The 22,240-nt window shown below is 43.8% G+C and carries 21 protein-coding genes; 6 read left to right on the forward strand and 15 right to left on the reverse strand.

Annotation, left to right across the window (positions count from 1 at the left end; translation table 11 throughout):
- Nucleotides 1-65 precede the first annotated feature (65 nt).
- From NEJAP_RS14640 to NEJAP_RS14660, 5 genes are all read right to left on the reverse strand, one after another.
- Nucleotides 66-611, reverse strand: a complete 546-nt coding sequence (locus NEJAP_RS14640; protein ID WP_201347930.1) for a DinB family protein — start codon at nucleotides 609-611, stop codon at nucleotides 66-68.
- A 149-nt stretch (nucleotides 612-760) separates the two neighbouring features.
- Entirely contained in the window at nucleotides 761-1,555 is a 795-nt protein-coding gene (locus tag NEJAP_RS14645; RefSeq protein ID WP_201347931.1) for a DUF1338 domain-containing protein, read from the reverse strand.
- A gap of 123 nt (nucleotides 1,556-1,678) precedes the next feature.
- Nucleotides 1,679-2,857 (reverse strand): lipid-transfer protein, encoded by a 1,179-nt coding sequence (locus NEJAP_RS14650; RefSeq protein ID WP_201347932.1) that lies wholly within the window; start codon nucleotides 2,855-2,857, stop codon nucleotides 1,679-1,681.
- Nucleotides 2,854-4,002 (reverse strand): acyl-CoA dehydrogenase family protein, encoded by a 1,149-nt coding sequence (locus NEJAP_RS14655; RefSeq protein ID WP_201347933.1) that lies wholly within the window; start codon nucleotides 4,000-4,002, stop codon nucleotides 2,854-2,856. Before NEJAP_RS14655 ends, NEJAP_RS14650 begins: the two co-directional genes overlap by 4 nt.
- Nucleotides 4,002-4,772: a 3-hydroxyacyl-CoA dehydrogenase gene (locus NEJAP_RS14660; RefSeq protein WP_201347934.1), complete on the reverse strand. Its 771-nt coding sequence runs from the start codon at nucleotides 4,770-4,772 to the stop codon at nucleotides 4,002-4,004. The genes NEJAP_RS14655 and NEJAP_RS14660 overlap by 1 nt, the downstream gene beginning before the upstream one ends.
- A gap of 233 nt (nucleotides 4,773-5,005) precedes the next feature.
- Here NEJAP_RS14660 and NEJAP_RS14665 point away from each other — a divergent pair, with 233 nt between their 5' ends.
- Nucleotides 5,006-6,010 carry an AraC family transcriptional regulator gene (locus NEJAP_RS14665; RefSeq protein ID WP_201347935.1) on the forward strand — a complete coding sequence of 335 codons (1,005 nt, stop codon included), beginning with the start codon at nucleotides 5,006-5,008 and terminating at the stop codon, nucleotides 6,008-6,010.
- A 26-nt stretch (nucleotides 6,011-6,036) separates the two neighbouring features.
- Here NEJAP_RS14665 and NEJAP_RS14670 read toward each other — a convergent pair whose 3' ends face one another.
- Together NEJAP_RS14670 and NEJAP_RS14675 are read right to left on the reverse strand one after the other, a co-directional pair.
- On the reverse strand, nucleotides 6,037-6,891 hold the full coding sequence (locus tag NEJAP_RS14670) for an acyltransferase family protein (RefSeq protein ID WP_268927812.1): 855 nt from the start codon (nucleotides 6,889-6,891) through the stop codon (nucleotides 6,037-6,039).
- Nucleotides 6,892-7,313: 422 nt separating this feature from the next.
- Nucleotides 7,314-7,790: a hypothetical protein gene (locus NEJAP_RS14675; RefSeq protein WP_201347937.1), complete on the reverse strand. Its 477-nt coding sequence runs from the start codon at nucleotides 7,788-7,790 to the stop codon at nucleotides 7,314-7,316.
- A 240-nt stretch (nucleotides 7,791-8,030) separates the two neighbouring features.
- On the opposite strand from NEJAP_RS14675, the gene NEJAP_RS14680 reads away from it, so the two are divergent.
- Nucleotides 8,031-9,623 carry a fatty acyl-CoA synthetase gene (locus NEJAP_RS14680; RefSeq protein ID WP_201347938.1) on the forward strand — a complete coding sequence of 531 codons (1,593 nt, stop codon included), beginning with the start codon at nucleotides 8,031-8,033 and terminating at the stop codon, nucleotides 9,621-9,623.
- A 14-nt stretch (nucleotides 9,624-9,637) separates the two neighbouring features.
- Here the strand turns inward: NEJAP_RS14680 and NEJAP_RS14685 are convergent, their stop codons facing one another.
- Genes NEJAP_RS14685 through NEJAP_RS14695 form a run of 3 tightly spaced genes read right to left on the reverse strand, consistent with a single transcriptional unit; the run spans nucleotide 9,638 to nucleotide 14,864 of the window.
- Nucleotides 9,638-10,570 carry a LysR substrate-binding domain-containing protein gene (locus NEJAP_RS14685; RefSeq protein ID WP_201347939.1) on the reverse strand — a complete coding sequence of 311 codons (933 nt, stop codon included), beginning with the start codon at nucleotides 10,568-10,570 and terminating at the stop codon, nucleotides 9,638-9,640.
- A gap of 25 nt (nucleotides 10,571-10,595) precedes the next feature.
- Entirely contained in the window at nucleotides 10,596-13,718 is a 3,123-nt protein-coding gene (locus NEJAP_RS14690; protein WP_201347940.1) for an efflux RND transporter permease subunit, read from the reverse strand.
- A gap of 21 nt (nucleotides 13,719-13,739) precedes the next feature.
- Nucleotides 13,740-14,864 carry an efflux RND transporter periplasmic adaptor subunit gene (locus NEJAP_RS14695; RefSeq protein ID WP_201347941.1) on the reverse strand — a complete coding sequence of 375 codons (1,125 nt, stop codon included), beginning with the start codon at nucleotides 14,862-14,864 and terminating at the stop codon, nucleotides 13,740-13,742.
- A gap of 292 nt (nucleotides 14,865-15,156) precedes the next feature.
- On the opposite strand from NEJAP_RS14695, the gene NEJAP_RS14700 reads away from it, so the two are divergent.
- From NEJAP_RS14700 to NEJAP_RS14710, 3 genes are read left to right on the forward strand one after another with little or no spacing between them, the layout of a single operon-like run.
- A complete protein-coding gene (locus NEJAP_RS14700; protein WP_201347942.1) occupies nucleotides 15,157-16,191 on the forward strand; it encodes an AraC family transcriptional regulator in 1,035 nt (344 codons plus the stop codon).
- Between the two features lie 59 nt (nucleotides 16,192-16,250).
- Complete coding sequence (locus tag NEJAP_RS14705; protein WP_201347943.1) at nucleotides 16,251-16,973, forward strand: DUF3313 domain-containing protein; 723 nt, start codon at nucleotides 16,251-16,253, stop codon at nucleotides 16,971-16,973.
- Between the two features lie 8 nt (nucleotides 16,974-16,981).
- Nucleotides 16,982-17,218, forward strand: coding sequence for a hypothetical protein (locus NEJAP_RS14710; protein WP_201347944.1), 237 nt, complete (start codon nucleotides 16,982-16,984; stop codon nucleotides 17,216-17,218).
- An 89-nt stretch (nucleotides 17,219-17,307) separates the two neighbouring features.
- On the opposite strand, the gene NEJAP_RS14715 is transcribed toward NEJAP_RS14710, so the two are convergent.
- From NEJAP_RS14715 to moaA, 5 genes are all read right to left on the reverse strand, one after another.
- A complete protein-coding gene (locus tag NEJAP_RS14715) occupies nucleotides 17,308-17,781 on the reverse strand; it encodes an HPP family protein (RefSeq protein WP_201347945.1) in 474 nt (157 codons plus the stop codon).
- 58 nt (nucleotides 17,782-17,839) lie between these two features.
- Complete coding sequence (gene glp / locus NEJAP_RS14720; RefSeq protein ID WP_201347946.1) at nucleotides 17,840-19,069, reverse strand: gephyrin-like molybdotransferase Glp; 1,230 nt, start codon at nucleotides 19,067-19,069, stop codon at nucleotides 17,840-17,842.
- Nucleotides 19,066-19,614: a molybdenum cofactor biosynthesis protein B gene (gene moaB / locus NEJAP_RS14725; protein WP_201347947.1), complete on the reverse strand. Its 549-nt coding sequence runs from the start codon at nucleotides 19,612-19,614 to the stop codon at nucleotides 19,066-19,068. The genes glp and moaB overlap by 4 nt, the downstream gene beginning before the upstream one ends.
- Nucleotides 19,615-19,701: 87 nt before the next feature.
- Nucleotides 19,702-20,394, reverse strand: a complete 693-nt coding sequence (locus tag NEJAP_RS14730) for a Crp/Fnr family transcriptional regulator (RefSeq protein ID WP_201347948.1) — start codon at nucleotides 20,392-20,394, stop codon at nucleotides 19,702-19,704.
- A 2-nt stretch (nucleotides 20,395-20,396) separates the two neighbouring features.
- A complete protein-coding gene (gene moaA / locus NEJAP_RS14735; protein ID WP_201347949.1) occupies nucleotides 20,397-21,428 on the reverse strand; it encodes a GTP 3',8-cyclase MoaA in 1,032 nt (343 codons plus the stop codon).
- A gap of 370 nt (nucleotides 21,429-21,798) precedes the next feature.
- Between moaA and NEJAP_RS14740 the strand changes: the two genes are divergently transcribed.
- On the forward strand, nucleotides 21,799-22,236 hold the full coding sequence (locus NEJAP_RS14740) for a universal stress protein (RefSeq protein ID WP_201347950.1): 438 nt from the start codon (nucleotides 21,799-21,801) through the stop codon (nucleotides 22,234-22,236).
- The last annotated feature ends 4 nt before the right edge of the window (nucleotides 22,237-22,240 follow it).

Raw genomic sequence — 22,240 nt, forward strand, 5'->3', positions numbered from 1 at the left:
AACGGGTTTTTTAACTAAGAAAAGCCCGCTTTTATAATGATTTTCACTCTTTTCAATAAGTGCAACTAACTGTGTACGGCGTCTGGTATATCTATCAAAAAATCAGTCACGCCTATATCGACACCCTTCTGGTAAAGTAAGGCACTAACTTGCCCTCTATGATGTGTCTGGTGATTAAAAAGATGTGAAACTAGCTCAGAAAAATTTCGTTTACTGACAATACCTTTACTATTGCTATAGGTAAGGAGTCTCTCAAAATCCGTTTCTAAAACCTCACTCGACAACCACTCATGAACCCTGTCATCTATATCTTTACGCACAAGCCAGTACGCATCTAAATTATCATACAGCTGCTCATCCAATGAGGAGGGTTTGGGGTGCGTTGCCAAACATGCTAAAGATTGATAGCGACTCGAATGCGTTGCAAAACGTGATAACCACAACAAATCCCCGACGACTATATGATTCAAAGCCCCTAAAATGGACTTAAAAAAAGCACCGACATCTTCTTCCAGTTCAGCCGAAGATAAGTTCGTTGAGGCTTGGTAGATCTGCTTATTCAGCCGCCGATTATAGATAGCCATGAGCTGAAAGTGATGACAGCAATTCATTAAATGATTCCTCCTTGTGATAGCAAAACGACTATAGGTGGTATCAGCTTTAAAATATATGTGTAAAATCAACAAGGCCCGCGCTGAACAACCGTTAGGTTAAAGAGGCAGGCCTATATGTATAGCTAAATGCGTTATAAAAAGAAAAGCTAACCGTTTGTCGATTCAAAAATTTTATCAGCATTCGCTTCAATAAAACCCTGATAAACAACACCTTGGTTATCAGCATGGCGCTTAGCAAATTCATAAAAGCACGTTGGGATCTCGTGTTGATCACCACCTGTAAATTCAAAAACCTGACGATCGGCCATTGTCGAGCTTTGCTCTAATAAGGACTCTGGCGTCCCTTTGACTTCGCCCCCTACCGTGTTCACTTTATACCCTGCGCTCTTCACGCGCTCTAACACATCACGGATCGCGCTCGTCGTGGTTAGATGATTAATACTGACGGTAAAATGATTAACCCGTACACCAATAGCCAGCAACCAAGCACCGTATTCGCTTTCAGCCATGAGCGTGTTGTAATCATCCCAGCTAGGCATTTCCCAGTGACGGCCAGACCAGAAAACTGATTGATCGAGCAATTTTCCTGTTACCTGTGCTGTGTATTTCTCGATAATTTTCTGAGCAGAGTCACTCAACTGGTCCACAAGCAGTTCAGAACAAAAAATTTTTGGTACCAGAGGGTTGGGATGAATAAAGCTGTGAGCGCGTAGTTTTTTTGCTTTGAACTCATAACTATCTTGGCGCTCATGCCCCATCGCTAGAATCAGGGGCTCAAGTAGATCAAGTCGTAACGCTGTATTAGCAAACGTACGAAACGCAACATGATCATTTATCACTTCGCCATCCGTTGCTGCAAACAGATCATGAATTTTCTGAGCCTGTGGAGCAATGCTGACGTAATCAGTCCACAGTTCATTAAAAAAGGTTTCAGCTTGCATGAGACGCTCCAAGAAAAGGATTATTTTTTCTAAGTTTGACTGTGAACACACGACAGAGCAAACAATAAAACTTACCACCAAGGGCAAGTTTTACTATCTACTCACATTTCCCCCTGATGACCATTAACAGGCTTTATAGATAGTGACGACAGCAGCGCCCCCTAAACCCAAATTATGCTGTAGAGCAACACTTGCATTAGGTACTTGTCGTGCACCTGCTTGACCACGCAAGTGCCAAACCAACTCAGTGCATTGCGCTAAGCCTGTCGCACCAATAGGATGACCTTTAGACATTAGCCCCCCTGATGGATTCACAACAAATCGTCCCCCGTATGTATTATCTGCATCACTGATAAACTGCTCAGCATGCCCTTCGCCACACATCCCAAGGGCTTCATAGGTAATCACTTCGTTCGGTGTAAAACAGTCATGTAGCTCAACTAGGTCAACGTCATCAATACCAATACCGGATTTTTGGTAGGCTTCATTTGCTGCTTTTTGCGTCATTTTCGCACCTATCAAATCCATTGGGTTATCCCAACTATTGGCTAGGTCAGTCGCCATTGCTTGGCCAGCAATTTCAACATCAGCTTTAATGCCATGCCGACGTGCGAACGCTTCACTGCACACAATCGCGGCAGCCGCACCACAAGTAGGTGGGCATGCCATTAATCGTGTTAAATAAGGTGCATAAATTTGCGGCGCAGACATCACCTCTTCAATGCTTAATTCATTACTGAAAAGGGAAAATGGATTTTTTACTGCATGCTGGCGTGATTTAACAGCAACCTTAGCGAAGATATTCGGATTTGCAGCATATTTATCGATGTACGCCGTACCCGCTGAGCCAAACATACGTAAAGCTAATGGCCCCGCTGGTGCTTCAGGGGCAATATCATCCAGTTGCTGTAACATCGCATCAAACGGCGATTCCCTATCTGTCCAATGAGAAGATAATGCACCACGTTGCATCTCCTCAAAACCAAACGCTAATGCACATTCCACCGCTCCTGATGCAACAGCCTGACGCGCTAAAAATAACGCCGTTGATCCAGAAGAGCAGTTATTATTCACATTAATCACCGGAATACCGGTCATTCCCACCGTGTAGAGCGCATTTTGTCCACACGTACTGTCACCATAAATATAACTGGCATAGGCCTGCTGGATATCCGTAAAGTTAATGCCAGCATCTTTTAATGCGGTTTCTACCGCCTGTTTTACCATCACGCTATATGGTTGGTGCTGTCCAGGTTTGCTAAATTTAACCATACCGACACCCGCAATTTTTGCATTACTCATTTTGCCTCTCTCTTATTGATCATTCCACGGGAAATCACTTCTTTCATGATTTCAGATGTACCGGCATATAAAGTTTGCACACGTGCATCAAGATAAAAACGTGAAATGGGGTACTCCTGCATATAACCGTAACCACCGAATAACTGTAAGCATTGATCTACCACCCAACACTGCATCTGGGTCGAACTCAATTTTAAAATAGATGCCTCTTGACTAGTCATATCTCCTGCCTGATATAACCGCATACACTGGTTCAAATAGGCTTTGCAGACCTCTATTCGGGTTTTGATTTCAGCCAGTTTAAAACGGGTATTTTGAAAGTCAGCAATGCGTTGTCCAAAAGCTTTACGTTGCTGGACATAATCAATCGTTAGTGCCAATGCCCCTTCAGCGGAGCCGACCGCCTGAGTTGCCACTCCTAGTCGCTCCCGCGGTAGCTCTTGCATCAAATAAGTAAAGCCTTGTTTTTCTTCACCTAGCAAGGCTGCATGTGGAATGACTAGATCATCAAAAAAAAGCTCAGCCGTATCACTCGCATGCTGACCTATTTTTTTAATTCCGGGGCCACGAGAAAACCCCACTAAAGAGGTATCTACTAGAAACAATGAGATACCTTTCGCACCTACTTGTAGCTCAGTTTTAGCGCAAACAATCACTACATCGGCATGCAGCCCGTTAGTGATAAATATTTTTGACCCATTAAGAACCCAGTTATCACCCTTGCGTACTGCGCGAGTTTGAATAGCGGCTAAATCACTGCCAGTGCTAGGCTCCGTCATGGCTATTGCACCTACCGCCTCTCCTGTAATTAATTTAGGCAACCAATGCTGTTTTTGCTTCTCATTGCCATACCCCAGAATATAAGGCATAACGATATTGGCATGTATATTCAGCCCACTCGCCAGCCCACCAAATCCCATTCGTGACATCTCTTCCAAAATCATCTGAGATACATCAAACGGAGCTTGTGCCGCACCATAACGCTCAGGCATATCAACACCTAACAACCCCGCAGCTCCTAAAGTGTTCCAAAGAGAGCGTGGTACTTGACCTGCACTTTCCCACGCCTCATAAAAAGGCGCGACCTCTTGCTCTAGCATACGAATGGTCATATCACGGTAGAGGCTCATTTCTTCATTGAACATTAGCGAGGCTCCATACGAATAGCGGCATCCAAGCGGATCACTTCACCATTGAGGTAGTTGTTTTCAATAATATGGCAGCACAAAGAGGCAAACTCATTCGGTTCACCAAAACGACTAGGTGACTGAACCATATTAATCAATGGCTCACGTACCTCCTGTGGTAAAGACTTCATCATAGGGGTATCAAACAGCCCAGGGGCTATTGTCATTACACGAATACCGATATCCGCCAAATCTCGTGCCAATGGAAGCGTCATACCAACAATGCCAGCCTTGCTCGCACTATAAGCCGCTTGCCCTGTCTGCCCATCAAAAGCAGCCACTGATGCCGTATTAATGATGACACCACGCTGACCATCAGTATCAGGGGAGTTGAGCGCCATCTTTTCAGCAGCGACACGTAATACGTTAAACACTCCAATTAAGTTAACCTGTATTGCTTGGCTAAAACGACTTAAGGGCTGCGCTTTACCTTCACGATTAAGCACTTTTCCTGCAGAAACAATACCCGCGCAATTAACACAAATATCAATCTTTCCCCAGCGTGTCACTACATCACTAAGGGCACCCTCAATAGTTTCATCTTGCGTGACATCAGCGCGATAGAAAGCAACCTGTTGTGGATACTCCTTCTGTAACGCTTCACCCGATTCAGAATTCAAGTCTAAAACAGCAACCTTAGCGCCCTGCTCAATTAAACGTAAGCTAGTGGCCAAGCCCAAACCCGATGCCCCTCCGCTCACCACCGCTACTTTATTATCAACATCCATACTAGGAACACTCCGCTAATAACTGCAAGGGGAAGCACTAATCTCTTCATGTGCTTTTGCATATCAGTATTAACGGTGAGTGCACATGCTGACCATGATGATTACAGACGATTTATTTGACCAAAGTGTCCATGTGCGTCTTTAACAGAAACTATTCAAAGCTCTCATTCCAGACTGGCGGGCTAACGGCAATAGCGTTATGCTCTTAAACTAGGGTTTTCACGTAGAATAAAATGAAGAAGAAACTGGTATCCAACCACTACATACACGCTACCATCAGCGGGGCGCTTCAGGCGGGTTTCTCAAAACAGAAGCTTTTAACTCAAGCGGCTATTCCCCTGGAATTACTAAACAAACCACGCGCTCGCATTACTGAGATCCAACTCGCTAACTTAATACGCAGTGTATGGCGTGAAACAGGTGATGAGTTCATGGGGCTTACAGCAACCCCTTGTCGCCTTGGTGTATTTGAATTAATGGCTGAATCAGTACTACAGTCCAAAACACTGGGTGGCATGCTTCAGCAAAGCGCGCGATTCTATAGTCGTGTACAAAACGACATTGAATTTAGCATCGAGCAACAAGGTGACATCGTCAATTTTTCAATTACATTGCGCCACCCAGAACATGACCCTAACCATCTTTTCCAAGAATTTTTACTATTAATGTGGCAGCGTTTTAGTTGCTGGCTAGTTAATGAGCAAGTGCCTTTTTTAGATACCCGTTTCAACTATCCCGAGCCTTTTCATAATAATGAATACGCGCCTATGTTTAGTGGGAAGCTATTATTTAAACAACCCACATCGGGATTTACATTACACTCAAAACTACTCAACCTTCCTATTATCAGAGACCATAGCGAACTTACTACATTCTTAAAGCAATCTCCGTTAGAAATACTACGACGCATTGGACAAGACAGTTCTTTGCACTCCCAGGTCAGGCGCTTATTGCTTCAACAGGGGCTTGAGCAATTACCCACGTTAGAGAAAATAGCAGAGCTATTGCACATGACAGCAAGAACACTGCGCCGCAAGCTAAAAGATGAGGGGATAAGTTATCAACAGATTAAAGACCGATTACGTTGCGATACAGCCATTCGTTTACTCACAGCTGAGTCACTATCCATTGCTGATATCAGCCAACTCATAGGATTTACCGAACAAGCCGCTTTTTGTAGAGCTTTTAAAAACTGGACCGGCGTAGCTCCCAGTGCTTACCTGCAATCAAATACTTAATTCAGGTTCAGAAATAAACCAACTGATCACCAATTATTATTTAGATATTTTCTCACCGGGTTTTCTATTAAATAAAAAGACATTGCCCCTAAAATAATACTTAGTATAAATAGAACCGGGCCTGCCATATAAAAAGCATCCCCACCTTTTGTTCCCCAGTAATACAAGGGTTGTTGCCAAAGGTAAATTGAGAAAGACCAAAGTCCAACAAGCCTCAAAGCAGGTACACAAAGCAAACGTTTGAAGAAAGGAGAAAGCGAGTTGAGATGGTTCACAGTAAAGGCCAACAGAATAGGAGCAATAAGCCATTGTGCAGACCAATGAAGGGGGAAGTCACTGTAGCAAATTAATGCAATCAAGAAAGTTATTACAGGCAGCCATGACGGAACAAACTGTTCCACCCTTTCCTTCACCAATAAATATCCCGCCGAAATCAATATAAAACTTGCTGCAACTTCTGTCCTAAACGAATAGTTTTCCGATGTTAAGTGTGGAAACTTCACATATAGCACTTGAAGAAATATAGAAGCTCCTCCCAACGTCAAGAGTATCAAGCAAAGGCGGTTTTTATAAAACGAGCACAATGTCATTAAACTTAATAATATATAGACATGTTCTTCAACATTGAGTGACCAAAGATGCCCTAATGGTAAGCCAGAATTTAATATTCCAGGCTCAACTGGATAATAGGATCGAAGAAAGAACACATTATAAAAATAATTAAAATGTTCAGAGGAAAGATTAAAAATTAAACTCATCAAACTTATTAAAGACAAAAAAACAATAAAAGCGGGAATAATTCTACTAATGCGTCTTTTATAAAAAGTGCCCAGTGGGGTTCGTTTGATAAATAAAATATTAGACATGAGCATGCCCGACAAGACAAAAAAACATCGACTCCCATTCGACCTAAGTCAATTTCGACGACATGAAAAAAATGGCTCAGTAAGACAAGTGAAATAGCGACGCCTCTCCATCCATCTAAGTAGTCAATTCTCTCAAGCTCAGATCTGCCATGTGATGAGGCACTTTTTACTGTATCAAAAAGATGCACACGCCCCTCCATACTCTCTGAGCACCAAACAACCAAAGGGGCATGGTTATTCATTAGCTCTTTAGAATATAAACGTCTGATTTCTCAGCCGTGAGAGTACAGCATACTTAAAAAAACGATAGTTTTCCTTTTCTATTTGACATAGTAGAAAAATCAGCTATGAGGAGCCATTGCAGATCCTCTCTCTTTTTTGTGAAAAAGAGCGGATGCTCAATAGCAACACCGCTCACTTAACCACATTTTTGGGTATTAGCTTTGTTCGGTTTCTAACAAATTAAGCATGGCAATTTTCACTTGTTCCTTACTAGGAAAATCATGGTACTCCACAGCACCATCAGCACCTTGTTGGTACACTTTTTTTAACTCATCTGCTTTCATCGAACGCACACCTTTAGGCCCGACCTTGGCTGCACTTAAGTAATCTAAAGGAACAACACCGCTCCCTAGTGCTTCAGGCAATTTAAGTTCACCCACCGCAATTTGACGCACGATTAATGACCCACCGTCCATCAATGCTTCTAAAAAAGCCATCCGATAACGCTCAAAGTCACTCTCATTTCCTGTGACTGGACCTTGTTCACCACAACGGTTTACTTCACCACTGTTGGACACATAAAAACGCTCTTGTAGGGCCCCAAAACTAATGATGATAACCTTATCTCCATCTAGAGACATCAAGGCACCATCTAGGTATGCAGTACTTTTTTGGAAATTTTCTGTATTCACACCAACTCCGATACGTAGTGGCCATGTTAACTAGCTGTTTAATATTAACTGATCAGTATTGAGCATATCGGCTAAAGTCCTCCCTTCTTTAAGGTAGACATCAAACATCTTACTGGCCTTAATCGTTAAACGCTTTGGACATATTAGTCATTGTTTACCTAACAGCACTCACCGAAACTATGAGACAACTCGATAAAAGCCCATATAGAAAACAACAATAAATTTTAGAGGCCATTAGCGATGCAAACTGACTTTCTACCTATTATCCAAGCTGCGACCAGTAATACCATCGGCAATGGACTAACTCGCTCAGCTATGCGATTTTCTAATAAAGAAGCCATCATCTTCGAACAGCGTCGTTGGACTTACCAACAACTGGATTTAGCGGTTAATCGCGTGGCTAACTGTCTGATGACCTTTGGTCTACAACAAGGAGACAGGGTCGCCGCTTATGGTAAAAACTCAGATGCTTACTTAATACTCTGGCTTGCCTGCACACGTGCAGGGCTGATTCACGTGCCAATTAACTTCGCGCTTATTCAAGACGAGCTCAGTTACCTGCTAAAGCAATCAGGTGCCAAAGCTATTTTTGTGGATGATGCATTAGCGGAGCATATCTCAAACGTTAAAAATTCAACGTCACTTTCACTTATTGGTCGCTTACGTTCAAAAGCAACACCAGATCATGAGTTAGATATCCTCAATATTGCTCTATCAGAGGGTAACGACCAGCTTCCAAGTATAAAGATTAACGATACTGATGTAGTACAGATTTTATATACATCAGGAACGACCTCACACCCTAAAGGCGCTATGCATACGCACCGCTCTTTCATGAGTGAATACAACAGCTGTATTCACCATTTAAATCTTAAAGGCACGGACCGATCATTAGCAGCACTACCTCTTTACCATTCAGCACAAATGCATGTATTTACTATGCCTGCATTGATGATTGGCAGCCTAACTTATTTAATGGAAGCCCCTCTACCTGAGTCAGTATTTGACATTATTAGTCGCGAAAAGATAAATTCATTTTTTGCTCCGCCAACCGTATGGATTGGCCTTTTACGCCACCCTGCATTTGATCAACACGACCTTAGTTCTCTACAAAACATTTATTATGGCGCCTCTATTATGCCTGAGCCGATTGTCGCTGAACTCACCAAACGTTTAGCCGGCAGTCGTTTATATAACTGCTATGGGCAAAGCGAAATAGCGCCTTTAGCCACGGTATTAGGCCCCGATGAACATGCGGGAAGGCTTTCATCTGCAGGGAAACCGGTAATGTCAGTGACTACTCGTATTGTTGACCCGTTAACTATGCTCGATTGCGCCACAGGAGAGCGTGGTGAAATAGTCCACCGATCACCGCACTTGATGATTGGTTACTGGAATAAACCTGATGAAACCCGTGAAGCTTTTGAAGGAGGCTGGTTTCATTCAGGTGATTTAGCCTATGCGGATAAAGAAGGGTTTATCTATATCGTCGATAGAATTAAGGATGTCGTCAATACGGGGGGCGTATTGGTTGCCAGCCGCGATGTAGAGGAAGCGCTTTATTTGCACCCATCCGTGGCTGAAGTTGCCGTAATAGGCACGCCTCACGAGCGGTGGATTGAAGCCATTACAGCAATCGTAGTTCTCAAGCCTGACGGTGAAGCAACAGCACAAATGCTGATCGATCATTGCCAAGAACATCTAGCCAGCTTTAAAGTACCCAAAGCGATTATTTTTGCTGAGGGCTTGCCCAAAAATACCGCCGGAAAACTGTTAAAACGTACGTTACGAGAACAGTATTCTGAAGCCCAACTGGACGAGCTATTGAATTAAAATAACTTAACTGATTAAAACCCGGCGAATCTAGCATCATCTTTCAGCGTATTGAAAAGCCATTTTTTAAATGCCAACGTCAGCTCATCTTGCTGGCGTTCTTCCCCCACCACCAACCAATAGCCCGGTAATAGCGAAGGGTTAAGCACACTCACGGGCGTTTCCCATAATGGCATTACCAACCGCCCCCCCTTACAAGCCTCTAGCGCCAAAGCATCTGAAATCAATGCCACACCTAATCCTTTTTCTGTTGCCTCTACCTGGCTGGCCTGACTATCAAGAATAAGCGTTTGCCGTTCCAATAACAGGTCAAGACTTAGCGTATTAGATAGCTGTTGCCACAAAGCCACTGATAGCTCAGTACACAATAAACGATGATATTTAAGGTCTTTTGGAATGCCTAAGGGTTTTTGAGTGCTTATGAGTGAAGGTGCGCAAACCAATCTTTTGTCATCTTTCAATAACAGTTGTTTAGCACTACTGGGCCACTGCCCCCACCCCCACTGTATCGCGCAATCTAATCGCTGCGATACAAAGTCGGGAAAACCAACCGCAGTGGTTATCTTTACATCCACATCTGGGTGCTGTTGCTCAAACTGTTCCAGCACGGGGAGCAGACGGTGAATAGCGAACCATGGAGAGGCATTAATACGGAACTGGCGGCGCTGCTGGCACGATTGCGCTTCACGAATACCCTGTTCTAATAGCTGCAAACTACGCTCAGTATACTCATATAAACGCTCCCCTGCAGGCGTAAGCCCAACCCCTGCAGCAAAACGTTGGAATAAGGAAATACCTAGCGCACTTTCCAACGAGCGAACTTGTAAGCTCACCGCTTGCGAGGTTACACACAACTCTTCTGCCGCTTGTTTAAAACTATTGAGCCTCGCTACCACACGAAAAACATTGAGGCTCTTTAACGGCAAACGCCCAACCAGATCAGCCAAAACTGGCTCCTATCTACAGAGTCTATCAAGCACTCGTTTTCGTATTAGACCCGGACGATCGATCACGCCCTTTTTGAATCACATAATAGAGCACAGGAATCATAAAGGTACCAATCAAGGTCGCTGCAAGCATACCCCCAAATACCGCTAAACCAATAGAAACTCGACTCACCGCACCAGCACCAGTTGCCAATACCAAAGGCAACACACCTAACACAAAAGAGATTGCTGTCATCATCACGGCACGAAAGCGCAATCGTGCTGATTTTTCAGCAGCAGCCATTGTCTCTTCGCCTTTTTCCCGCAGCTCTTTAGCAAACTCAACAATCAAAATAGCATTTTTGGCGGCAAGACCAATCAACATAACCAGCCCTACTTGCGTATAAATATTCACAGGCATTCCAACAAAGCCCACCAGCCCCAAAGCGCCTAATATTGCAACGGGAACTGACAACAATACAGCTAACGGAATCGTCCAGCTTTCATACTGAGCTACCAAGAACAGGTATACAAACAGCAAAGAGAGCATAAAAATCAGTGTCGTCTGGCCTGCAGATTTTAGCTCTTGATACGACATTCCCGACCACTCAAAGCCCATACCTTCAGGTAAATTTTGTTCGGCCAATAATGCCATTTCAGACATAGCATCCCCTGAGCTAAATCCTTGAGCGGCATTACCGCTGATAGTTGTCGAGCGGAACATGTTATAACGACTAATAACATCAGGGCCAGTCCTCATACCAACAGTCACGAGTGTTGATAACGGCACCATATTTCCAGCATTACTCTTCACGAAAAGACGGCTTATATCGTCAGGCTCGTCCCTATATTGTGCATCCGCTTGGACTAAAACACGATAAATACGCCCAAACTTAGGGAAGTCATTCACATAATAGCCTCCTAGTTGCGTCTGTAAGGTTGTGAATATTTCATTCAGCGGTACATCTAGAGCCTTGGCTTTCTGTTTATCAATATCAACCCATACACGCGGTACATTGGCACGGTATTGCGAGTATACGCGGCTCAATTTCTCATCAGTATTGGCGGCCACTAAAAGCCCATTCATGACCGACTCAAGCTCCTGCGGTGTTGAACCTGACTTATCTTGAAGTATAAATTCAAAGCCATCACTACTCCCTAAACCAGGAATAGCCGGAGGCATAAAGGCAATAATATTGGCTTCAGGTATGGCCGACATCTCTCCCCAAATGCGCCCCATTAAACCACGCAGCTGCACCTCTGGTGTGGTACGGTTACTCCAGTCATCCAGCATAACAATAGCAAAAGCGGTATTGGAAGCAACAGTACCGGACATCAAGCTAAAACCGGTCACACCAATCACATCTGTTACTCCAGGGACTTCTAACAGCTTTTGTTCAACCTTAGCTAAAACAGCTGTGGTTCTTTCAAGTGAAGCAGCATCTGGCAAGCGTACATCGATCATCAATGCACCTTGGTCCTCAGGTAATAAAAAAGCAGTCGGCAGCGTATCAAACAGCTTCCAAACGCCAGCAATCATGACAACTAATACCAACATCACCATAAAAGAGCGGCGTAACAAGAAACTAACCGTTGATGAATAACCGTTAGTGAGCTTTGTCACGGCACGATTAAAGAAGCCTAGCACCCCAGTGGATGCTTGTGCTTTAGGGCGCAATAATATGCTGCATAGTGCAGGGCTCAGCGTTAGGGCTGCCACAGATGACAGTGTTACTGAAGCAGCAATAGTGACAGCAAACTGTTTATACAGCTCACCCGTGATGCCCGGTATCATCGCTACTGGTACAAACACCGCTAACAAAACTAATGTGGTCGCAACAACAGGTGTTGATACTTCTTTCATCGCCTGAATCGTGGCATCTTTGGGTGATAGTCCTTCATCGATATGCCGCTGGGTGTTTTCCACCACTACAATGGCATCATCCACCACTATCCCAATAGCTAATATCAGCGCAAACAAAACCACCGTATTCAGCGAGAATCCCATCAACGATAGGACAGCAAAGGTGCCTATCAATGATACGGGGATGGCAATAGCTGGGACCAGCGTCGCACGCCAATCTCCCAAAAACACAAACACCACCAAGATAACTAGCGCCAATGCCTGGAAGAGTGTTATCACGACTTCAGTCATTGATATACGCACATAATTAGTGGTGTCATAAAGAATGTCGTAGGTGACGCCCGTAGGGAAACTCTCAGCTAAACGGTCTAATTCTGTCCTGATATTATCGGCAACATCTAACGCATTAGCCCCCGGCAGTTGGTATACCGCCATGGCTACTGCGGGCTTACCATTTAAACGCCCGAACGACCCGTAAGATGCGGCACCCAGCTCTACTCTAGCCAAGTCTTTAATTCTTACTTGTGAGCCATCCGAGTTAACCCGTACCATAATATCGCCAAACTCTTCAGGGTCGCTTAAGCGCCCTTGCGTCGTGACGGTATATTGAAACTGCTGCCCTGAAGCAACAGGAGGTGCTCCAATCTGGCCTGCAGGGATCTGTACATTTTGCTCTTTAAGCGCGTTAACCACATCCGAAGCGCTAATGTTTAAACTCGCCATACGATTGGGGTCTAACCAAATCCGCATACTGTAATCTTGAGACCCGAATAGCATTGCATTACCCACACCCTCAACTCGCGCTAACGCATCCCGAATATTGATCGACGCATAATTGGACAGGAAAATACCGTCACGCGAATTATCAGGAGAAAACAAGTTGATCAACAGCACCATGTCGGTAGCACTTTTCTTGGTAACAACTCCCTGGCGTTTAACATCTTCTGGCAATTTGGATAACGCTGCAGACACACGGTTTTGCACATTGACTGCGGCAATATCTGAATCAGTGCCAATTTCAAAAGTCACCGTTAGCGTCATGCTGCCATCATTTGATGATTTTGAAGAGATGTAGAGCATATTCTCTACACCATTTATTTCAGCCTCTAATGGCTGGGCTACTGCTTGCTCCACGACTTCAGCACTCGCACCAGGATAAACCGCTGTCACCTGTACGGTCGGTGGTGTTACTTGTGGAAACTGTGAAACAGGCAGACCCGGAAACGCCAAAAGCCCTGCAAGGGTAATCAGAATAGAGAGTACAAATGCAAACTTAGGTCGAGATATAAAAAAACCGCTAAACATAGTCGTGTCCTTTTAGTGACGTTACAGAGAAACAGGGTTTACTGTTCTTCCGGGTTTAGCCTTTTGTAGACCTTCGACAATGATCCTTTCACCCATCTTTAGCCCTGCAACGACAATCCAATCGTTTCCTGTTCGCTCACCCAGCTGTATCACTCTTTGCTCAACTTTATTTTCTGCGCCTACCACCAATACAGAATAGCCTCCTTGACCTGTTTGAACTGACGACTGCGGCACCGTTAGCAAGGCTTCTGTTTCTGCACTGCTCATATTAACCGTTACAAATAACCCGGGACGTAACAACTGTGTTGGGTTAGGGAAGCGAATAGTCAGGGGGATTGTCCCTGTAGCAGCTTCTACCTCATTGCCAATAAAACGCACTACGCCTTTCTGAGCATATTCAGAGCCGTCCGCTAAAATGAGCTTTGGGACTATATTAAGTTCAGCCTTACCTTCTTCAGCCCTTTGTGCTGTTAACTTTGTAAATGCAAGATACTGGGTATCACTGATGTTGATAGTGACGTCCATCTCTGACAGATCAATAATGGTTGCCAGCACACCCGACTCAGGCCCGACTAAATTGCCTACATCCACTGCCGCCGCACCAATTTGCCCAGAAAATGGTGCTATAATTTTTGTGTAGGAAAGATTTAACTCTGTATCTTGCAGCTTCGCTTTGCTTTCTTGCACTCCGGCTTTGGCCGCTTGTTCGCTAGCAACAGCTGCATCCAAATCTTGTCGGCTTGCTAGCCTTTTCTTACTCAGTGCGCGCAACCTTTTGAGTTGCAGCGATGCTTCTGTCTGTTTAGCTCTATCTGCCGCCACTTTAGCCTTGGATTGCGCCACTAGAGCATCGTAACGTTCGGTTTCAACTTCATATAAAACATCGCCTTTTTTTACAGAGCTACCTTCGGCAAAGTGTTTTGCTTTAAGAAAACCTTGAACACGTGCAATAAGATCTACTTTTTCCGTCGCATGAGTACGCCCGATAAACACTGTACCACCCGCTATTTGCTGAGAGATAACATCAGCCACTATCACTGACGGTGGAGGAGTTTTTACAGCAGGTGCAGCAGCGTCGTTTTGATTACATCCTGTAATCGCCAACGCTACAGATGACATCAGTAATAAATAGATAAGTGGCTTCATTAAATGGTTCCCTCACATAAAGTAGATATAAAGCGATTCTAACAACACAAAAAGAAAAATGCGTCCGTTAAATCAACACTTTTATTAAGCGACACATCCATATTAATGCCACCAAGTTATAGGCTAATTATCATTATATGCCGACCCGTTGTCCTTTTATGCCAGCCTGTTATACAAAGATTACATCTAGGTTACGCTCCCTACCCATAAACAATGCACACCTTTAACCGTATCAACTTGTACCTTGGGCAAAATGCTCTTACATTAGCATTTTAAGTATGGGTTTCAGGTTATGGCACAAGTACCGCTATCCGATGCGACTAAAGGAACAACAATTGCCAGCATAGTATTGATGATTAAGCAGGCTATTGAGTCTCATGGGTGTGATAGTCAACCAATATTCAAAGCAGCAGGTATCGATGTGACCCAAGCAAGAAACCCTGAAGCTCGTTTTCCGGCTATTGCCATGCAAAATGTCTGGAACCTTGCGATAGAGGAAACAGGTAATGAAGGCTTAGGGCTTACGGTTGCACGACAGCTTTCTCCTATTGCATTCAATGGGTTAGGGTTTTCTTGGCTGGCTAGCGACACTTTATTCGACGCGTTACAACGGCTCTCCCGCTACTTCAAGATCATCAATAATGGAACAACGCTTGAGTTAAATAGGTATGAGAATGAGTCTTGTCTTTGGCTGATCATTCCCGCAGAAGCAGTACATGTTATTAATGCATCAATTGATTCAGCCTTAGCCTTGTTTATTCAGGTATGTAGGATGACGGCAGATCAAGAAATAACGCCTTTAAGAGTCGAAATGAGGCGCGCTAAACCATTAGACATCACACCATTTGATGCATTCTTTAAATGCCCAATTGAATACTCAAGTAAAGAAAACCGTATCTATTTTGATAACGACACACTCGATCAAGCGCTACCTACAGCAAACACAGTGCTCGCCAGAGTCAACGACCTAGTTGTCATTGATTACCTCGCAAGGTTTGATAAGGACAACACTATAGCGCAGGTCAGAGCAATTATTATTGGGTCACTACCTAGCGGTCGCGTAACTCAACAAGTTGTCGCTAAAGAGCTAAACTGCAGTTTAAGAAACTTACAACGCAAATTACAGCACGAAGGCTGTAGCTTCAAAGCGTTACTAGAAGATACCCGTAAAGACCTTGCTGAGCAGTATCTAAAGGGAGCACCGAAGAGCCATGCCGAAATCACCTATTTATTAGGCTTTTCTGAGCCAAGTAATTTTACTCGTGCTTTTAAACGCTGGTTCCAATGCAACCCTCAGGAATATAGGCAACAACGGTTACAAAGTTAGTGCGCTACCACTTAGCACCAAGCTTATTACCTCTTAATTTTGATGAGATAAGAACTTCCATGAAAAAATTACAGATATTACTTATATCTTGTATGTGCTCCTTATTAGCATTTTCACCCGTACAGGCCGCTGCGACACACTCCGGATTCTTAGATAACTACGATCAAATGAAGCAAAGCTCTTTTGGCGGAGCCAATATCTGGGTTAGCCCCGATGTTGAAAAACAACCCATTAAACGCTATAAAAGAATCATGTTGGACCCAGCTGAAGTATGGTTTCATCCAGACTCGCCGGTTCACGGCATGAGAGTAGAAGACCTACAATCCGTTGTGGATTATCTAGAAAGCACGTTTAGTAAAAACCTTGGTGAGCACTTCACTATCGTTGATGAACCAGGCCTTGATGTTCTGCGCATCAGGCTCGCTATCACCAACATTAAACGAAAAGCTCCCAGCAAAAATGCACTGGACTATATTCCTTTTCGCTTAGTGCTCAATACCGCCAAAGATGTTGTGCGTAATACACAAAATAGTGAACTGATTGTATTAGAAATGACACTTGAATCTGAATACTTGGATAGTGTTACGAACAAACGCCTAGCAACAGCTATCGATACACGAGAAGGGACCAGTAAAACAATTGGTAAAAATGAGCCCGCACCTTGGGGATTAGTAAAAGAGACACTAGATGATTGGGCCCAAACCCTCGCGAAACGTTTAATTGCCTCAACAAAAAGGCCTGCACAAAATGATGGCTTTCAAAACACTTTGAATGAAAACTAGAGAAACTGATGAAACTAGTAAAAATTGCTGTTATTTCTACTTTGCTGACACTAACAATCAGCAGTGTGGCCACCGCTGAACCTCAACCATTGATGGAAGCCGCACTCAAAAGCCTAGAAAAAGCAAAATGGGAACTAAAACACGCCTCAAACAACAAAGGCGGCCATAAAATTGCAGCTATCATCAATATTGATAAAGCCATAAAGGCAACACGAAAAGGTATTCGTTACGATAATAAACATTAAACAGTCGTAGTGAGTACAACGCAATAAAGAAGGCGCTAAAGCGCCTTCTTAAATTAAAGAAAAGTGCTAAAAGTGAGCGAAATGACTCCTCACGCCACTCTTTTTAAAATATCTAATGTGGATAACACACCATTTAACTCGTTATCCGAAGTAACAAACACACGATGAATTTTTTTCCTGCACATCAAGGCTGCTACATCTGATAATGAGACGGATACATCAACTGAAACAATATGCGCAGTCATGATTTCACTCACTTGATGTAGCGTATGACTATCACCGCCAACCAACCCTAACTGCTCTGGTGATGCCCCATCTAGATTGTTGTAATAATACTGAGTTGATGGGTTTTCGGTAATAGAGTGCGCACGACTGTCGAACTTTAAAATATCACTAATACTAACAACACCGACTAAGCTGCCATTATCACCCATCACAGGAGCACCATTAATATTCTGTTGATCAAAAAACTCTATTAATTGCTTCAACGACCAGTTTTGAGGAACTGTCAGCACGCTGGGAGACATTATTTCACCGGCTGTTAACATTGTCAGATCACTCATTGCCCATCCTCTGCATAGTATTTATCTAGTATTGTGCTTATCTCTGCCGACTACTTATCTAAACAGCTCCAATTTCTGAAAACGGAATGAAGTCTAATATGTCTCCACATTTAACCTGATGCTGCTCAGGCACCACTAGCAAACCATCAGCCATTACTGCCGAGCTAAGCACGCCCGAACTCTGACTATGTGCAGGTGTTGCCAATAATCGTCCGTTTTCATTCATCACTACGACTCTTAAAAACTCTTTTCGAGAGATACCCTTGCTGCGCTCAAACCCTGCACATACCTGATAGAGACGAGGTTCAACATTTTTCGAACCCTGCATTTTCAAAATGTACGGACGCGCCAGCATTAAGAATGTTACGAGGACCGCAGAAGGGTTACCTGGCAAACCAATAAAAGGCGTTCCCTTTACGTCACCAAACGCTAATGGCTTACCTGGTTTAATGGCCAAGCGCCAAAGATCTAACGAGCCAAGCGCTTCTACCGCTGATTTTACGTGGTCCTCCTCACCCACAGACACACCACCGCTACTGATAATAACATCGGCAGTACTCGCGGCTTGCGCAAGTGCCTGCTGTGTCGCTTCAGGGGTGTCCTTAACGATACCTGGCGTCCACACATCACAACCAAGACGTGTTAATAAACCGCTTAATGTGAAAAAATTTGAGTTATATATTTTTCCTTCGGAACAAGGCATCCCAGGCATGACGAGTTCATCACCGGTATTTAATACGGCGACCCGTAAACGTCGATATACAGTCACATCGGCCACACCAACAGAGGCCAAAACCCCTAAGTGCTGAGGAGCCAATAGGGTTCCTTGGGTAATAACGTGATCACCGATATTGATATCTTGCCCTGCGCGACGAATATGATCGCCTTTGACCGGTTTTCCAATAAAACGAACACCTTCGCCCTCAAGCAAGGCTTCTTCCTGCATGATGACTGTATCAGCGCCTTTAGGTATTTCTGAACCGGTAAATAATCGAACGGCTGTACCACGCTCAAGAGCGGCTGCTTGGTGGCCTGCAGCAACACGCTGCGATATGTAAAAAACCTTCCCATCTTCTAAGTCTTTAGCACACACCGCATACCCGTCCATTGCACTATTGTCTGCTGGAGGAACGGATAACGTTGAGCGAATATCTCTTGCTAACACTCTGCCAAGTGCTTCTTGTAACTCAACAACCTCGGTTTCTTGAACGCTACTCGCCGCATTAACTAATTGCGCCAAACCACTTTCAAAGGGCTGCAACCTACCATTATCACATGAGCAACTCATGAGCGGCTCCCGCAAGCAGTTTGTGCGTGAGGTAAGACCATCTCTACAAAGTTACAAGGACGGTGACGCGCATCTAACTGCTCTTCAATAATGCGCGTCCAAGCAGTTTTACAGGCTTTAGGAGAACCCGGCATACAAAAAATAACTTTACGGTTAGCAATACCCGCAACAGCACGAGACTGAATCGTCGAGGTCCCAATTTCTTCATAAGAGAGGGTTCTAAACAACTCGCCATATCCTTCAACATGTTTATCAAACAAAGGGGTTAGCGCCTCTGGCGTACTATCACGTGTCGTAAAGCCAGTACCGCCAGTGACTAAAATAATTTGTGTAGACTCACATGCAATCCAATGAGAAACTGCCGCCCTTAACTGGTAGATATCATCAGGAACAATTTTACGTTCTGTGCAGTGATGACCGACGGCTGTTAACAACGTTTCTAATGTATCGCCTGAGGTATCTGTTTCAAATGTGCGTGTATCGGAAACAGTTAATACAGCGATATTTAGTGGCGCAAAGGCCACTCCTTCTTTTGCGTGTCCCATTGATCTACTCCACTAGTTACGCACTTAAGCTGTTTCTATCTCAGTATATTTTGAGCACACATATCCGCATAAAGTGCTCATAAATAACTAATCAACTGCTTTAAGCCGCTCAAGACTGTTAATAGTTACATCTCTACCGTTTACGATGATGATCTCTTCTTTAATTAGCTCTCTTAAAATACGAGACAAGGTTTCAGGCTGCATCGCTAACCTCGCGGCAATGAGTTGTTTTGCGACGGGCAGGTGAATCTCCTGCCCTGACAACGCATCTTTTCCTGCAAGATCAAGCAAATACCGGCAAGCACGATGCCTCGCATTTTTTAACGTCAGCGTTTCAATTTCATTTAGACGGGTGTGTAAACGGCGTGAAAGTGTACCAAGAATTTTAAAACAACTCTGCGGTGATGACTCTAAAATCTGTAAATACAAACTACTATTAAAACCAACCACTGTCGTTTTTTCCAAGGCCTCAGCGTTCACTGGATAACAACTGAGCTCTTCCATAAACATGATCGCTTCTGCCATAGAGTGTCCTTCCTCGATCACCTCTATGACTTTCTCCTGCCCATCTTTGGAAAACCTAAAAAGCTTAACGCTTCCTGATACTACGATATAAAAACGATCTGCTTTTTCGCCTTGTGAAAAAAGTTTCTCATGTGCCACTAAATCAATAGGACGTGCCCGCTCAAATAGTTGAGCCAAATCTTCATCTTTAAGTGAGGAAAATAATGGATGTACTCGTACTCGATCCAGTACTTTTACTCGAATAATTGGATTCATAACTACCCCCCTGTCATGTTCATAAAACGAACGACCTGAGGCTGGTCATCCTGGTAAAAAGTATGCTCTTTGGGTTTATATTGCATAGCATCAATAACCGTCTGCTTTAAACGCTCCGTATCCCCTGGATAACGCCTGACTACTGCTCGTAAATCCACAGCATTATCACGTCCCAAACATAACAACAGTTGCCCCTCAACCGTTAGACGAATACGGTTGCAGGTCTCACAGAAATTATGACTATGTGGCGATATAAAACCGATACGAGTATCACTCTCTTGCATGCGATAGTAGCGTGATGGGCCACCTGTTTTTTCATCACTTGCAATCAATGCATAACGTGTTTGAATGCGCTCAAGCACTTCATCACTGGAACAAAATGCTTCTTGGCGGTTATGCGAACTAACCACGCCTAATGGCATCTCTTCAATAAAACTAATATCAATATTTAACTCTCTTGCAAAATCTACTAGGTCAATAACTTCATCATCATTGCGACCTTTCAAGACAACCGCATTCAACTTGATTCGCTCAAAACCTGCAGCAGCGGCTACACGTATTCCATCGAGTACCTGATCAAGCTTTTCTCGTCGAGTTAATGCAGCAAAACGCAGAGGGTTTAAAGAATCCAAACTAATATTTAAGCGCTTAATGCCAGCTTTTAGCAAAGGCTCTGCATAACGCACTAATTGAGAACCATTAGTTGTCATAGTAACTTCATCAAGGCCAGGTAAAGCCCCTAATTTTTTTGCTAAAGAGATGATGTCGTGACGTACTAGCGGCTCACCACCCGTTAAACGGATCTTTTTAACGCCTAGCTCACTAAACGCTTGACCTATAGTCGCTAGCTCTTCTAAAGAAAGAACCTGCGCACGTGGAAGAAACTTAACATCTTCAGACATGCAATAAACACAGCGAAAATCACAACGATCAGTCACTGACATACGCAGATATTCAATGCGACGACCAAAACCATCGACCAACTGTGTATCCGATAAACTAGCAATGCTGTCGTTAATTGTGTTGCCCGTCATAATAGTTCTCGCCCTTTTCAGCTAACTTATATTATGGGGGGCGAGCCTCTAGCGAAATATACCTAACAGGTGGTAACTAAACGGATTAAAAGGGATAGAGAAATAACGTCCTAACGCCTAACTAGGCCAACTAGATTAGCAAGCAATAAAAATATGGAATGCCATTCGAGCCACTAACAACGCCATGATCAATCCGAAGATATAGGCATACGCTGTCACTTCTGCTTACTAAAACCATATTGACTCAAAAGAGCGCAATAATCGAAAAGTTTAAATACTGGGACACCTACCTCTTAAATATCGACCTCCCCCTTGACCCTTACCGCATACATAGACTTACTAGTTAGATAATAAAAAAAGGAGTGATCAAATGACAACGAAACTAATCGTAGGCTTGGATGGTAGTGAGCCGGGAGATAGAGCGCTCGAACACGCTAAACGCTTATCAAAACTTATTGGCGATTGCACAATTGAATTGGTGTATATCATTGAGTGGTCTCCATATAGTTTTCAAACACCCGAAGAAAATGCCATGCGCCACAAACGTAGAGAGCAAGAAATAAAAACAGCGACTGAGCGTGTTATAGCTCCCGCATTAGGCGCTCTTAAAAAGGAAGGATTCACCGCAAAGGGTCGTGTTTTACATGGTGATGCGGCAGAGTTATTGAACTCAGTTGCCTCTAAAGAAAAAGCCGAGCAAATTATTGTAGCCAGATCTAAGGAAAGTGGCTTTGCGGCAAAACTGTTTGGCAGCGTCACGGCAAAATTGGTGATGAGCGCCAACGTTCCCGTCACCGTCGTAAACTGAGGTT

The organism is Neptunomonas japonica JAMM 1380 (assembly GCF_016592555.1).
GTDB lineage: Bacteria > Pseudomonadota > Gammaproteobacteria > Pseudomonadales > Balneatricaceae > Neptunomonas > Neptunomonas japonica_A.